The 13,469-nt window shown below is 68.3% G+C and carries 15 protein-coding genes and 3 pseudogenes; 13 read left to right on the top strand and 5 right to left on the bottom strand.

Annotation, left to right across the window (positions count from 1 at the left end; translation table 11 throughout):
* The first annotated feature begins 1 nt into the window (after position 1).
* Positions 2-706 (top strand): TetR/AcrR family transcriptional regulator C-terminal domain-containing protein, encoded by a 705-nt coding sequence (locus tag OG883_RS17045; protein ID WP_266540995.1) that lies wholly within the window; start codon positions 2-4, stop codon positions 704-706.
* A gap of 94 nt (positions 707-800) precedes the next feature.
* Here the strand turns inward: OG883_RS17045 and OG883_RS17040 are convergent, their stop codons facing one another.
* On the bottom strand, positions 801-1,391 hold the full coding sequence (locus OG883_RS17040) for a DUF6192 family protein (protein WP_266540992.1): 591 nt from the start codon (positions 1,389-1,391) through the stop codon (positions 801-803).
* A 421-nt stretch (positions 1,392-1,812) separates the two neighbouring features.
* Here OG883_RS17040 and OG883_RS46785 point away from each other — a divergent pair, with 421 nt between their 5' ends.
* A complete protein-coding gene (locus OG883_RS46785) occupies positions 1,813-1,893 on the top strand; it encodes a hypothetical protein (protein WP_323180927.1) in 81 nt (26 codons plus the stop codon).
* A gap of 62 nt (positions 1,894-1,955) precedes the next feature.
* On the opposite strand, the gene OG883_RS17035 is transcribed toward OG883_RS46785, so the two are convergent.
* A complete protein-coding gene (locus OG883_RS17035) occupies positions 1,956-2,282 on the bottom strand; it encodes a hypothetical protein (protein WP_266540989.1) in 327 nt (108 codons plus the stop codon).
* A 74-nt stretch (positions 2,283-2,356) separates the two neighbouring features.
* Between OG883_RS17035 and OG883_RS17030 the strand changes: the two genes are divergently transcribed.
* The 6 genes from OG883_RS17030 to OG883_RS17005 all read left to right on the top strand — a co-directional run bounded on the left by OG883_RS17030 (position 2,357) and on the right by OG883_RS17005 (position 7,298).
* Positions 2,357-2,638 carry a hypothetical protein gene (locus tag OG883_RS17030; RefSeq protein ID WP_266540987.1) on the top strand — a complete coding sequence of 94 codons (282 nt, stop codon included), beginning with the start codon at positions 2,357-2,359 and terminating at the stop codon, positions 2,636-2,638.
* Positions 2,639-2,763: 125 nt separating this feature from the next.
* Positions 2,764-3,876, top strand: a complete 1,113-nt coding sequence (locus OG883_RS17025) for an IS630 family transposase (RefSeq protein WP_266540984.1) — start codon at positions 2,764-2,766, stop codon at positions 3,874-3,876.
* A gap of 49 nt (positions 3,877-3,925) precedes the next feature.
* Complete coding sequence (locus tag OG883_RS17020) at positions 3,926-4,747, top strand: GAF domain-containing protein (RefSeq protein ID WP_266540982.1); 822 nt, start codon at positions 3,926-3,928, stop codon at positions 4,745-4,747.
* A 66-nt stretch (positions 4,748-4,813) separates the two neighbouring features.
* Positions 4,814-5,179: a hypothetical protein gene (locus OG883_RS17015; protein WP_266540979.1), complete on the top strand. Its 366-nt coding sequence runs from the start codon at positions 4,814-4,816 to the stop codon at positions 5,177-5,179.
* Between the two features lie 329 nt (positions 5,180-5,508).
* Positions 5,509-6,465, top strand: coding sequence for a RimK family alpha-L-glutamate ligase (locus tag OG883_RS17010; protein ID WP_266540976.1), 957 nt, complete (start codon positions 5,509-5,511; stop codon positions 6,463-6,465).
* Positions 6,462-7,298, top strand: coding sequence for a RimK family alpha-L-glutamate ligase (locus tag OG883_RS17005; protein ID WP_266540973.1), 837 nt, complete (start codon positions 6,462-6,464; stop codon positions 7,296-7,298). Before OG883_RS17010 ends, OG883_RS17005 begins: the two co-directional genes overlap by 4 nt.
* Before the next feature lie 498 nt (positions 7,299-7,796).
* Here the strand turns inward: OG883_RS17005 and OG883_RS17000 are convergent.
* Together OG883_RS17000 and OG883_RS16995 are read right to left on the bottom strand one after the other, a co-directional pair.
* Positions 7,797-8,599 (bottom strand): IS5 family transposase gene (locus OG883_RS17000; RefSeq protein ID WP_266541643.1). Its coding sequence is split into 2 segments (ribosomal slippage): positions 7,797-8,272 and positions 8,272-8,599, totalling 804 coding nucleotides; the frame shifts between segments, so codons are not numbered across the junction.
* Between the two features lie 59 nt (positions 8,600-8,658).
* Positions 8,659-9,243, bottom strand: a complete 585-nt coding sequence (locus OG883_RS16995) for a DinB family protein (protein WP_266540970.1) — start codon at positions 9,241-9,243, stop codon at positions 8,659-8,661.
* Positions 9,244-9,248: 5 nt separating this feature from the next.
* Here OG883_RS16995 and OG883_RS16990 point away from each other — a divergent pair, with 5 nt between their 5' ends.
* The gene (locus OG883_RS16990) at positions 9,249-9,377 is read left to right on the top strand and encodes a hypothetical protein (RefSeq protein ID WP_257548903.1); all 129 of its coding nucleotides are present in this window, start codon (positions 9,249-9,251) and stop codon (positions 9,375-9,377) included.
* Between the two features lie 443 nt (positions 9,378-9,820).
* Positions 9,821-10,376: pseudogene (locus tag OG883_RS16985) on the top strand (GNAT family N-acetyltransferase).
* A 461-nt stretch (positions 10,377-10,837) separates the two neighbouring features.
* On the opposite strand, the gene OG883_RS16980 reads toward OG883_RS16985, so the two are convergent.
* Positions 10,838-11,938, bottom strand: coding sequence for a YafY family protein (locus tag OG883_RS16980; RefSeq protein ID WP_266540965.1), 1,101 nt, complete (start codon positions 11,936-11,938; stop codon positions 10,838-10,840).
* A 139-nt stretch (positions 11,939-12,077) separates the two neighbouring features.
* On the opposite strand from OG883_RS16980, the gene OG883_RS16975 reads away from it, so the two are divergent.
* From OG883_RS16975 to OG883_RS16965, 3 genes and pseudogenes are all read left to right on the top strand, one after another.
* A complete protein-coding gene (locus OG883_RS16975; protein ID WP_266540962.1) occupies positions 12,078-12,503 on the top strand; it encodes a VOC family protein in 426 nt (141 codons plus the stop codon).
* Between the two features lie 138 nt (positions 12,504-12,641).
* A pseudogene (locus OG883_RS16970) lies at positions 12,642-12,749 on the top strand (aldo/keto reductase); the annotation flags it as partial.
* Between the two features lie 240 nt (positions 12,750-12,989).
* Positions 12,990-13,430, top strand: a pseudogene (locus OG883_RS16965) (TerD family protein); the annotation flags it as partial.
* Positions 13,431-13,469 lie beyond the last annotated feature (39 nt).

Genomic DNA, 13,469 nt, shown 5'->3' with positions numbered 1-13,469 from the left:
AATGACCCGGCAGGAAGCCACGCACACGCAACGGATCCCCCTGAACAGGGACCGCGTCCTGCGCGCCGCCGTCGCGCTCGCCGATGCCACCGGCATCGACGCGCTCAGCATGCGCAGGCTCGCGCAGGAGCTGGATGTCGTACCGATGGCCCTCTACAAGCACGTGGCCAACAAGGAGGAGCTGCTCGACGGCATGGCCGACGCCGTCGTCGGCGAGATCGACCCGCCGACCGCGGGCCCCGACTGGCAGCGCGTGGTCCGCGGGCGGATCCTCTCGGCCCGGCGGGTCCTGCTGCGCCACCCCTGGGCGGCCCGGGTCATCGAGTCGCGGACCGGCCCCACCCCGGCCGTGCTGGCGTACCTGGACTCGATGGCCGGCAGCTTCCGGGACGGCGGCCTCTCCGCCGACCTCACGCACCACGTCATGCACGCGATGGGCAGCCGCCTGCTCGGCTTCAGCCAGGAACTGTTCGACACCTCGGGCCCCTCCGGCCCGCCGGACCCCGGGCTGGCGGCGCGCTACCCGCACATCGCGGAACTGGCCGCAACGGCCGCACACGACGGGGGTTCCACGGTCGGTGGCGGCTGCGACGACCAGTTCGAGTTCGAATTCGCCCTGGACCTCCTCCTGGACGGCTTCGAAAGCCTCCGCCGCCAGGGCTGGACGTCCGCGCGGAGGCGTAGCGGGTGCGGGGGGCTGATCTAGCGTCGAAGGGGGAAGGAAACCCAGCCGAGCCGGGGCAGTGTTGCGCGCGGGCCCGCGTGCGCTCGGCGCCGTTCCCACGCGGAGCCGGCAACACTCAGCTCCCGGGCACCGGCTGCCGGTGCAGCCCACGCCCGGCGGCGGGCGTTCGCCAGATCTTGCATTCGCCTTTGAGGGCGGCCTCGTATCGGCCCTCGGCCAGCGCCGGCTCCGGCCGAAACGGTTCAGAGACCTTCTCGTCCTGGGCGAGGGTGTGAATCGCGCTGACCTTCTCCTGCGGAGTGACGGGCTTGGCGACCTGACGGCCCGTCCGGCGTCTCGCCTCGTCCGGAGTCCATCGGGACTTGTCCGGCGGCGGGGTCAGGATCGTGGCCCACCGTTCCTCGTCGTCGGCGAGGGACGCGAGGATGTTGTGGGCGGTGAAGGACACCCCCGACACCCGGCGGTCCTTCGGCCACTTCGAGGCGGTCCACCGGGCCTGCTTCACCGACGAGCACGACATCCCGATGTCCTCGGACGGACGGAACAGCGAGGCCTTGACCGTGAACAACTCGTCCGTCGGCGACGCACCTCCGTGCTCGCGCATCGGCTCGACCTTGAGTGCGTAGTCGCCGCTCGTGAACTGAGCTCGGCTGGCCGTCTCGACCAGTTTCCGCAGCTCAGCCACGATCACCTGGACGAGCGACACCCCCGTTCCCAGACTGCACAGAGCCGTCAGTGGAATCGCGGAATGATGCGTCCATCCCAACTCCGCCTACTTGGAGTCGTGGACCTCGGCGGGCGGAACCATGTGGTCGACGTCCAGACCTCCGGCGTCTGTGACCGTGACCCTCGCCACCCTGCCCCTGCTCGCCACGCGAGGGCCCGCTGGTGGGCCTGGCGGTAGGCGGTCCCGTCGGTGCCGGCTCGTCCTCTCCACTCCTGCGCGGTGATGACGTGGCGGCCGGGCGCCGCTCGTGTGGGTGATCTGTGTGTGGCGGCGAACCGCTGGCGCTTGCCGAGGCGTCGTGGCCGGGTATGGAGCGCATTGATGAGCTGCATGTGTCCGAGCCGGGTCTGGTGGTCCTGGATATCACTGCTGCGGATGAAGCGATACCGCCGTCGCGGCGATGGCCGAGCTGGACCAGTGGTGGGAGACCTCCGGGGCGGGCCCGGTGCGGCGGGTGCCGGGTGAGGCGGGTGCCGGGTGAGGCGGGTGCCGGGTGAGGCGGGCGTGAGGGCCCGGCTGTACGCGCGTCTTCGCATGCCCGGCTCACCGCCACGGTGATCCGTGCCGCCCCCACTTTCCCGCCAGTGCCCGCGCGTCAGGAGCGGGAGCGGCGTCACGGCGGTGGCGCCCGCGTTCGGTGCCGCTGGGCGGTACGGGTGACTTGGGGAGTGACAGAACCATCGCGTGACCGTGCCGGCCTCGGCCGTGGTGTGCGGACGTCTTCTTGGCGCTTGTTTTCTTGGCCGTGCTCTTGGTGGCCGCGGTCGTCTTCCTCCCGGATGTCTTCTTCGGCATCTCGTGCACGGTGGCGTGCTCGCCTTCGCCGCGTGCTTCCCGGGCGGCTTCCACCGACGCGTTCAGCGCGGCCATCAGGTCGACGACCAGTCCCCCGCCGGGCTCCTGCTCGCCTTCGGCCTTGGGGGCTTCTTTCCCTCGGCCTCTCCATGAGCTGGATCGCGGCGTCGATCTCGCCGTCGTCCACGTCGGCCGGTTTCGGCGTCAGCTCCTGCGGCGAGCGGATCTCGTCCGGCCAGCGCATCGCGTGGGAGGACGATGACGTTGTCCTTGATCCGCAGACAGCGTCCGGGCACGGCGACCAGCGCCTGGGCTTCAACGACGCCGACGGCCGCTTCTACCGGCTGTGGCAGCATCGTCGGCCCGAGCCGATGCACACCGCCCCTCAGGCGCTGATCCGGCGGTGCACGTTTGCATCACTAAGCCACTGACGTCAACGTCACTGAGTCACTGAGTCACTGAGACCGTCAACTCCGGGCGGTCTGTCGTGAAGTATGGAATTCTACGGACGCATGCCCTAGTGTCTCGTGATTCCGTCAGCGTTACTTGATCTTGTATGGCAGGGTCTTCTGGTGTGGAGCTCTCCGTGGAACAGGCCGCCGAGTTGCGGGAGTTGGTGAACAGTCGGGATGTTCCTGCGGACATGGCAACGCGGGGCCGGATCGTGCTGTGGTCGAGTGAGGGGCGTCGGCGCAAGGACATTGCCGAGCTGCTCGGGGTGTCGCTGCCGACCGTGGACCGCTGGAAGATCCGCTATGCCGAGCAGGGCCTGGCCGGGCTGGAAGGTGAGCGTCCTGGTGGCGCGCGGGAGCAGGTGCCGGCGCGGGTGCGGGCCCGGGTGATTGCGCTGACGCGCATGACGCCGCCGGACCGTACGGGGCTTTCGCACTGGTCCACGCGGGAGTTGGCGAAGTATCTGGAGCGGGCCGAGAACATCACCGTGTCCTGGCACTACATTGCGCGCGTCTGGCGGGAGGAGAGCCTGAAGCCGCACCGGTTGGGTACCTTCAAGATTTCCAAAGACCCCGCGTTCGCGGAGAAAGTGGCCGATGTGATCGGCCTGTATCTGGCTCCGCCGGGTGGCGCGGTGGTCCTCTCGATCGACGAGAAGACGCAGATCCAGGCTCTGGACCGGACCCAGCCGGTGCTGCCGGTCGCCTTCGCGGCGAGCGAGCAGCGCACCGCCGACTACGTCCGGCACGGCACCACGAACCTGTTCGCCGCCCTGAACGTGACCACCGGTGAAGTGCTCGGCGAGTGCAGGCCGACCCGGAACGGCAAGGATTTCCTGGCCTTCTTGAAGAAGGCGGTGAAACCGTACGCCGGGAAGGACATCCATGTCGTCCTGGACAACCTCTCGACGCACACCACACCCGAGGTCAAGGAGTGGCTGGTCAAGAACCGGCAAGTCCACTTCCATTTCACTCCCGTCGGTTCTTCGTGGCTGAACCAGATCGAGATCTGGTTCGGAATCCTCACCCGGCAATCCATCCGCCGCGGCACGTTCTCCAGCGTCAACGTCCTGATCAAACAGATCCGCGACTACATCAACTCCTGGAACACGACAGCGAAACCGTTCACCTGGACCGCGACCTCCGGCGAGGTCCTCGCGAAGGTCCGACTCGTCGCGACCAACGTGAAGAAACTCGTCAATAACAACTCGAACTGACATGAACAGAATCACGAGACACTAGACGAGCGCGGAGTTGCACGTACGGATGAAACGATGGTTGGCCGAACGGGGCATTCACTACCTGTTCCTCCTCTTCTCTGCGGTCCTCGGTGTGGCCGTTGCCGTCGTCTCCGTGTGGGCGGATGGGACCCAAGGGGCTGACAAGAGACTCTGGGCTCTCATAGCCGGCGTCTCTGCCTTCGGCGTCGTCCTGATCACCCACTTCGAGAAGCGCCTGGTGGAGAAGGGCAAGAAGCGGGCCGAGGATCGCGCCATCCGGGCGGAGGCGGACATGACGAAGCTGTACTCGACGACCCTGCGTCCCCTGAGTGACACGGTCAAGGCGCTGACTGCGCTCTACGCGACCGCGGCCCCGCTGCCGTCCTCCGTGCCCGCGCAGACGGTCTCCGACCTCCAGCAGAAGCGTAAGGAAGTCCTCGATCGCGTCCTGGCCGGAGCGGTCTCCCTCACCGCTCCGCCGGTTGGGCCGGGCTTCATCCCGCGGGCCCGGTGCAGCTTCTACCTGTACGACGCCGCCACGGGCGGCTTCACTCTGGAGGACACCTTCCCCGGGTACCGAACGCCCAGGGCAGTCATCGACCCGGTCGGCGCGGCGCACATGAAGAACGCAATCCTCGGCGGAGGCGGCAAGACCTTCAGAATCGACGGCGACCAGGAGAAGCACTCCTATCTGATCCCGGTCGGCACGGGATACGAAGCGGTGATCGCCGTCCCAGTCATCCACGGGACCGAGGAGATAGGCATACTCTCCGTCGACGCACCCAGCTTCTCGGACTTCATCGATCCGCATGTCACGCTCATGGAGTCACTGGCCAACATCCTCGCGGCTTCCTACGCATTGAGGTAAAGGAGGCTTTCGATGGCACGGTGGAACCGTCGGCGTCGGCCGCGCAGACGATCCGGCGAACCTCACATGCCCGAGTCCATGGAGGGCGTCAGTGCCGAGGACTGGGGGCTGCTGGTGGAGCACGAGTACACGCACCGTGCCGCCCTCGACGAGGCACGCCGTAATGTCGAGGCCGAGCTGGCCCGGCCCCGCGAGCGGAACCTGTCGAACCTGGGCATCACCGTCGTCGCGTCGCTCGTGTTCGGCGTCATCGCCGTCGCCCTGTTCACCATGGGGTTTGGATGGTGGAGTCTCCTGCCGGTGGCCATGTTGGTACCGGCGCTCGTCCTGGCCCTTCACTTCGCACCGCGGGTCCTCCGCCCGGAGCCCGAGACCCCTGGACCGGGATCGGGATCGGGTCCGGGCACCAGCGGTAGCGGCGTACCCGGGTGACGGTCAGCCCCACCCATATGCTCTTGCCGTACGCGCTCCTCGTCGCGGTGATCATCTCCTGTGCCGAGCTCGAACCACACTCCGCCCTGATCACAGGCGTCGCCTGATTGCCTGGAGCTGGAGATCGCCTTCACCTACGGGACGTCCTACGACAAGAGCTGGTCAAGGAAGGCGCCGAGGCGGCATCGCCGAGGACCTGTGCCCCTCCGAGATCGGACGGGCACCATCGAGGCAGGCCTGTCCGACCCGCATCGCGGTTCATGACATCCTGTGACGTCACAACTCGCCGGATGGGCTCGGCGGACGTCCGGGGGTTACGGGGAAGGTCGATGAGGCTCTGCTTCCTGGTGGAGGAGCACTACCGCCATGACGGCATGCCAATTGAGGTGATCCGTCAACTGACCTCTTGGGGGCACCAGGTGGACGTGCTGCGGCCGGGCGGTTCCCTGCTGCGCATGACCGAGGCCGTGCGGGCGGGTACCCATGACGCGTGGGTCCTCAAGACGGTCTCCGGCGGCCCGGGGCTCACCTTGCTCGAAGCCGCGGCCTCGACCGGGATGACGACCGTCAACGACGCCCGGTCGATACGAGGTGTACGGGACAAGGCACTGGCCGCGGCGATCGGTCGCAGCCGTGGTCTTCCTCTGCCGCCGACCTACGCGGCTGCGCGGCCGGAGCTGCTGGCGGAGATACCGGCGTCGGAGTACCCGCTGGTGATCAAGCCCGCCGACGGCAGCTCGGGACGGGCCGTGTACCTGGTGCCGTCGCCGGATCGGCTCGCCGCGATGGTCCCCGAACTGGAGAGGGAGGGCATGCTCATCGCCCAGCCGTATGTGACCAACTCGGGCATCGACATCAAGGTGTACTGCGTCGGCGGCGAGCTGTACGCGACCGAGCGCCGCTCCCCACTCCACCCGGACCGCTCGGTGCCCGAACGCCGCGTGCCGCTGTCGGCCGAGGTGGCCGCGATAGCCGCCCAGGTCGGGGCGGTCTACGGCCTCGACCTGTACGGCGTGGACGTACTGCTGGGTCCGGACGGCCCTGTGGTCGTCGATGTGAACGACTTCCCGAGCTTCCGTCAGGTCCCGGACGCGGCGGCGAGGGTGGCACGAGCCGTGCTCGGGCTGGCCCGCACAGGCAGCGCGTCCGGCGCAGCCACGCTGCCCGCTACCCGTCCGCCGCAACAGCACGGCGCGGTCGACGAGTCGTCGTTGACGCCCTGCCGGCACCCTGTGCAGGTCCCGGCTATGGTCCAGGTTCCTGCGGCGGCGGGCGAGAGCCTTTGAGGATTGGCCTGATCACGCCTGAGCCAGGCCATCCGCTGCTGGCCGCCACCGCCGCCCTGCTCACCCCCGAGCATCAAGTTGAGACGCTGGACCCGAAAACGGTGGGGAAAGTCCCCGCGCCGCTCGCCGACGTCTATCTGCTGAAGTCGCGTACGCCACGTGCCCTGTTCCTCGCCCGCGACCTGGAGCAGCGCGGCGCCCCGGTGGTGAACTCGGCTGCGGCGACCGCACTGTGCCAGGACCGTACAGCGATGGCGGAGCAGGCCCGGCGGGCCGGCCTCCCGTTCGCGAGCACCCGCACCTTCACCACACTCGCGCAACTGGCATCCGGCCCACGGCTCCCCGGCCCAGTGGTAGTCAAGAGCCGCCACAGCCGAAAGCACGACCTGGTGGCCCGCCTCGACAACGGCATACAACTGCAGGAGCTTGCCGCCACATGCCCGCAGGAGCCGGTCATAGTGCAGGAGTTCACACCGAACAGCGGCTGGGACCACAAACTATGGGCGGTCGGAGACCAGCTCTTCGCCGCCCTGCGCCGTTCCGAACTCTCCCCCGAGGGGCGCGGCCCCACACTGCCACTCACCCCCGATAACCTGCCGCCTGGCTGGCCCGCATTGGTGCGCCGGGTCGGCGAGGTCTTCGAACTCGACGTCTACGGCGTGGACATCATCGACACGGGCGACGGCGCCCCGCTGATCGTTGACATCAACGCCTTTCCCGGCGTCCGGGGTCAGTCCGGCGCTCCGGAGGCCCTGGCAGCACTGACCCTGTGCAGAACCAACCAGTCATCGACTGCAGGCACGCGGCGGATGACTCAGGCCCGCGCCAAGTAGGGCAGCCCGACGCTTCATGACCCATCGTAGACACCGCGCTGGATGCCCTGCGAGGGCTGACCGAGCACCGGTGCACCGGATGTGGCGGGGCAGCAGCGGCACGGTGCGGACGCGAAGCTCAAAGCCATGGGACTGTTCATGGACCAGATCAGTGAGAAGGTTGCCTGAGGCTCGGGATGAGGAGGTACGGGTCCCTACCCGGATCATCCCCCACGAGCTCACCCAGGTGGAGATCACAAGCCGGGTCGATCCTGTGACTGGCACCTCTGCGGGGTGCGGGAGGTGTGTATCAGCGAGTCGGCCAGGGGGATTCGAGGGCGCCGGCTTCCATCAGGGCCCGGGACTCCGCGTCATTACGGTAGGCCAGCAGAATGGCCGTCAAAGGGAGCGTCTGCCCCGTCACACGTGACCGTGCCGACACAGGGCGCCGCACGAAAGTGACGGGGCCGGGCGGGACACCTGTCCCCTGTCATCCAAGCGAGACTCTTAGAGGGTGTCTCACGTGGCAAGTTTCGCGAGCTTCTTGTAGCAGGTCAGGGCGGCGGCCAGGCCGAGGAAGGCGAGGAAGTGCGAGCCCTTTCGTTCGTATCGGACGGTGAGGCGGCGGTAGCCGAAGAGCCAGGCGATCGACCGTTCGATCTTCCAGCGGTGCCGACCGAGGCGTTCGCCGGACTCGATGCCGGGCCGCGCGATGCGCGCGACGAGCCCGCGCTCGCGCAGCCAGGCCAGGTGCTCGGCGGAGAAGTACGCCTTGTCCGCGCGGAGTTTGACGGGTCGGCGCCGTCGTGGTCCCCGGCGGGACCGGACGGCGGGTATGCCGCGGATGAGCGGCTTGAGGGCGAGGCTGTCGTGCATGTTCGCGCCGGACACGGCGACGGCGAGCGGGATGCCCTGGGCGTCGGACAGCACGTGCAGCTTGCTGCCCTTCTTGCCGCGATCGACCGGGTTCGGCCCGGTCAGCGATCCCCCCTTTTGGCGCGAACGGAGGCCGCGTCGACGATCGCCGAGGTCCAGTCCACCTCGCCCCGGGCCCCGAGTTCGTCCAGCACCGCCCGGTGCAGCCGACGCCACAGGCCGGCCTCGGTCCATACCGTGAAGCGGCGATGCGCGGTGGCGGGCGACGTGCCGAACGTCGGCGGCAGATGCCGCCAGGCACAGCCGCTGGTCAGCGCGTACACCACTGCCGTGAACACGGCCCGCTCGTCACACGGAGCGGTCCCACCACCTTGCGGACGAGCAGCGAACGACGGCAGCAACGGGGCGGCCAGCTCCCAGAGTTCATCAGGAACAGACGCTTCGATAGATCAGCACCCACGACCGGCATCATGCCGCACGAACATCAAGTCACGTGAGACAACCTCTAAGCCTTGATTGGTGCGGCCGACCTGGCGGCCTTCTCGATCTTCGCGCAGTAGGCTGCACGGGCTTCCTCGTCGATCTGCTTCTCGTGTTCGGCGCGCAGCCCGGTCCGGCCGTCGAGGCCCTCGCGCAGGATATCGGCGTGCCCGGCATGCCGGATGGACTCGCCGAGGACATGGACCATGATGGCGAACAGGTTCGTGTTGGGATAAGGCTCCGTCCACCACGGCACGTGGCCGGGGGCGTCGAGGGGAAGCTCGTTGATCGTCGCGTCCGAGTGTTCCCACGTGCGCCGGTAGAACCCGATGATCTGATCGCGGGTCTCGTCCTCGGTCGCCCACAGATCGCTGCCGTTGGAGTCCTGCCACCGGGGCAGCGGTTCCGGGGAAGGGCGGTCGAAGACCTCGCCGAAGTACCTGGCCTCGACGGTGGCCACGTGTTTGACCAGGCCGAGGAGGTTGGTCCCGGTCGCTGTCAAAGGTCGGCGGGCGTCGTATTCGGACAAGCCGTCGAGTTTCCAGAGCAGCGCCTTGCGGTCCCGCCGCAGTCTCCCGTGCAGGTTGTCTTTCGCGAATTCATCGATCATGCGGCATGAGCCTGCCATGGGCTGCTCGTGGTCTCAAGATCCCGTACGTGGTCCGCAACGACTGGCAGAGCCGAGGCCTGGCCATGGCCGCCGCCCTGACCTGCTACAAGAAGCTCGCGAAACTTGCCACGTGAGACAACCTCTTCATCAGTTAGTGAAGGTGACCTGAAGGCCGGCCGACGCAGTCTCGATGAGCCCCTTGACGGGCAGGCGTTTGAAAGTCGCATCCAGCCTTCCAGGCCGCAGATACAACGATCATCAGACCGTAGGGACACGCGCCGATATGTCCGTACGAGCGATCTAGTCGCCACTCCTCATCAGCAGCTCCGCCGCAAGTTCGCGATTTCTGAAGGCGCAGCGCGGTGAACTTGCGGGTGTGTGGTCGGGATATCGAGGTCGGGGACGTGGGTTTGAGCGCGTGAGCGCAGGGTGGGGCAAGGAGTGGACACCAATCGGTGAGGAGGGATGTGTGGCTTGTCGGGCCCGGCTCCGTTGGTGAGGGTGAGGCCCCGGGCCGGTGGGTTGATCGGTCGGCGAGCATTGATCGCTTCTGAGCCTGCTGGTGAGGTTGGCCGGCATGACCGACCACAGAGCCGACCACAGAGCCCTCGCCTGGCCACCTGCCCCGATCAAGACCGAGCGGCTCGTACTCCGCGAGTCCGAGGCCCGGGACCGCGTGGCGGTCATCGAGCTGAACGCCTCGCCGGAGGTGGGCACTTACCTCGGTGGCCCTCGACTGCGTGCCGAGCTCGAACGCACGGTGCCCGATACCCGGGCGGCGCCCTGGCTTCTTCGTGGTCGAGCTCGACGGAGCGACGATCGGCACAATCCAGCTCGACCCGCAAGACCCCGAGCGTCCAGGTAACCGCCGGGAGGCCGGGGAGACCGAGCTCGGCTACCTGTTCCTGCCGGAGGCGTGGGGACGCGGGTACGCCACCGAGGCGTGCGCAGCGGCACTCGACTGGTTCGCCGGCGCGCTTCCCGGTGAGCCGGTGGTGCTCTACACCCAGACCGCCAACGCCCGCTCGATGCGCCTCGCGGCGAAGCTCGGGTTCACCGAGCTGGAGCGATTCGAGGCGTACGGCGCCGAGCAGCGGTTCGGCGTGTGGTCTTCGGTCACGCCGCCCGCTTGATCTCTTGCTCGACAGCGCGGATCCACGGGCCCACCGCTCGACAACCCCTCCCTGCCCCCGCGGAGGAACCTGCCGCATATCCCACATTACGGGTGCCAGGAAGGCCGGCCGACGGAGTCCTCTGGAGCCCCGTGAGGGGCAGGTTGGCTAGGGTCACATCCGGCCTTCCTGGCTGGACGCGGAGTTCACAGCCCGACCGGGTGCCCACCTGCACGCCCGTACTGTAGCGATCCTGATCGCAGCTCTTAATTAGCAGCGAGGACGAGCGGCAGTACCGGTGTCCCGGGCTACCGCTCATGCCCGATCGAGCCTGCTTGAAGGGTACGGGCGTTTGACGTCCGCCCCAACGATCGGATCGCGCCGCACGATGCCGAAGCGTCGGGTGGGGCTTCGAGCGGTGGGGTGCCGGAGGCGGAGCCTCTGGCGAACGTGAGGTGGACGTCCGGCTGCTGGAGGTCTTCTCACGACCGGGCCGCTGTCGCCTGGGGTCGATGCGGCTGGTGACCGGCTCGCGACGCTGCCCGTGCTGTTCCACCTGCTTTGGCGGCAGGAGTTGTGCGTCCAGGGGATGGCGGTCGAGCTCCTGTGGCTGCGGCGTTGGCGTAGCGGCGGGCCAGGCACGCGAAGGCGTCCTTGAGCTCGGCCGGGCCGACGACCTCGATGTCGGCGTCGAACCGGCCGATGGTGGCGGCCAGGCCGGGCCATGACCACGAGCCCAGGACGAGACGGCAGCGGTCCGGGCCGAGTTCCTCGACCACTCCGTCGCGGGTGTAGCGGGAGACGTCGGCGGCGGGCAGGTCGAGGATCACCTCGCCGCGGCAGGGCCAGTCGCCCGAGACGTCGGAGCCCCGGAACCTGCCGGCCACGAAGGCGGCCACGTCACCTCCGGGCAGTTCGCGCGGGGTGAAGCGGGGCCCCGCGGGGGTGCGCGGGATGATCCGATCGACGCGGAAGGTGCGCCAGTCCTCGCGGTCGAGGTCCCAGGCGACGAGGTACCAGCGCCCGCCCCAGGTGACGAGGTGATGGGGCTGCACCCGGCGCGCAGGGGGTTCGGCGCGGTCGTCGCCTCGCAGTGGGGATGCATAGTCGAAGCGCAGGACTTCGCGGGCATGGACGGCGGCGCTGAGCGTCATCAGCACGTCGCTGTCGGCCTGTGGGGCCGGCCGGGTCGCGGGCCGCTCGACGGCGGTGATCCGGAGGGAGTCGATGCGGTGGCGCAGCCGTGCGGGCATGACCTGCCGGACGGTGGTGAGCGCGCGCGCCGCGGCCTCCTCGATGCCGGCACCGGTGGTGATGGCGCTCTGGAGGGCGACAGCGAGGGCGACGGCCTGCTCATCGTCGAACAGCAATGGGGGCAACTCCGGGCCGGCGTCGAGCCGGTAGCCGCCGTCGGGGCCCTTGGTGGCCACGATGGGGTAGCCCAGCTCGCGCAGGCGGTCGACATCGCGGCGCACGGTGCGCGGGCTGATGTCCAGCCGCTCGGCCAGTAGCGCCCCCGGCCAGTCCCGGCGTGCCTGGAGCAGTGAGAGCAACGACAGCAGTCGCGCTGAGGTCTTCTGCATGTTCCCCATGTTGCCTCGAGTGGCGGACATTTCCTGTCCGCTTCTGCTGCGACGGTGGTGATCGAGCGGGGCCGGGCGAGCCGGTCCTCGTGATCGCCAGGCGGGGGTACCTCGCTCCCGCGAGAGACAAGGAGCGACCATGTCCGTCAACGCTGTGACCCACCTGAACTTCCGAGGCGACGCCCGGGAGGCACTGACGTTCTACCAGTCGGTGTTCGGCGGGGACGTGGCCATGGTCACGTACAAGGACGCCGGCAACGTCCAGGAGCCGTCCGAGGCCGACCAGGTGATGTGGGGCCAGGTGGCCGCCGGCAGCGGGTTTCGCGTGATGGCCTGCGACGTTCCCTCGCGCCTGCCGTGGAACCGGGGCGAGAATGCGTTCTTCGTCTCGCTGCGCGGGGAGACGACCGGGGAGGTCACCGCGTACTGGGAGAAGCTTTCCGGCGGCCCGACCGTCCTGCAGCCGCTGGGCCCCGCGCAGTGGGCACCCGTCTACGGCATGCTGACGGACCGGTTCGGCGTCACCTGGGTCGTGGACGTCGTCAGCGAGTACGAGGCGTCCTGACCACCAGGAGCCGGCCCGGTGGCGGACATCCGCCGCCCGGCCCCCGCTCCGACGACGGCGTACGACGACGGCCTACGAGGTCGGCGTACGAGGACGGCCTACCCAACCACCACGCGAGGCGAAGGCAAGGATGTACCAGTGAGGATGCGCGCGCTGGGCCGGACCGGAATCCAGGTCAGCCCCTACTGCCTGGGCACCACGATGTCCGACCAGGTCGGAAACCCTGACCACGACAACTGCGTCCGGAGCGGCCACCGCCGGTGGCGATAGCGGAGGTACTGGGTGATGACCTCGCGGTCAGGTCATCGAGCCGTCGGGGATGGCCGCCGATGGTGATCCTGCGATCTGCCAACCCGGCTTCATCGACGAGGAGTTCGCTCAGAGCCGTGGGGCGGGCGGCGTGAACGGCGGTGAGCGCGAGGGGCGATCGGCGGGGCACCAGGGAACACGCGAGGTATCCCACAAGACGTACTGCGGGACACCACCAGCGCCTTGATGTGCAACTCGGGCCGGGTGCTCGGCGACGAGTGGTTCGTCTTCTGCAACAGCCTGAAGAGCCCCGACGGCTCGGTGGAGCACACCGGCGACAACCTCACCGGCGAGGGGGACGACGAGTCGGTCCTCATCGACCTCTCCAAGGTGCCCGCCACCTGCGACAAGATCGTCTTCTCGGTCTCGATCCACGACGCCGACAACCGCGGGCAGGCTTTCGGTCAGGTCAGCAACGCGTTCATCCGCGTGGTGAACCAGGCCGACGGCCAGGAGCTCGCCCGCTATGACCTCAGCGAAGACGCGTCCACGGAGACGGCGATGATCTTCGGCGAGGTCTACCGGCACACCGGTGAGTGGAAGTTCCGCGCCGTTGGCCCGGGGTATGTGTCAGGGCTGCGAGGCATCGATCTAGACTTCGGGGTCAATGTTTCGTAAAGCCAGATACGGCGCGGGGGAGCCCCGTACAAAACGATT

Origin of the sequence: Streptomyces sp. NBC_01142, from assembly GCF_026341125.1 — a bacterium.
Lineage (GTDB): Bacteria > Actinomycetota > Actinomycetes > Streptomycetales > Streptomycetaceae > Streptomyces.
The sequence above is the reverse complement of the archived record's forward strand: the minus strand, read 5'-3'. Positions and strand labels throughout refer to the sequence as shown.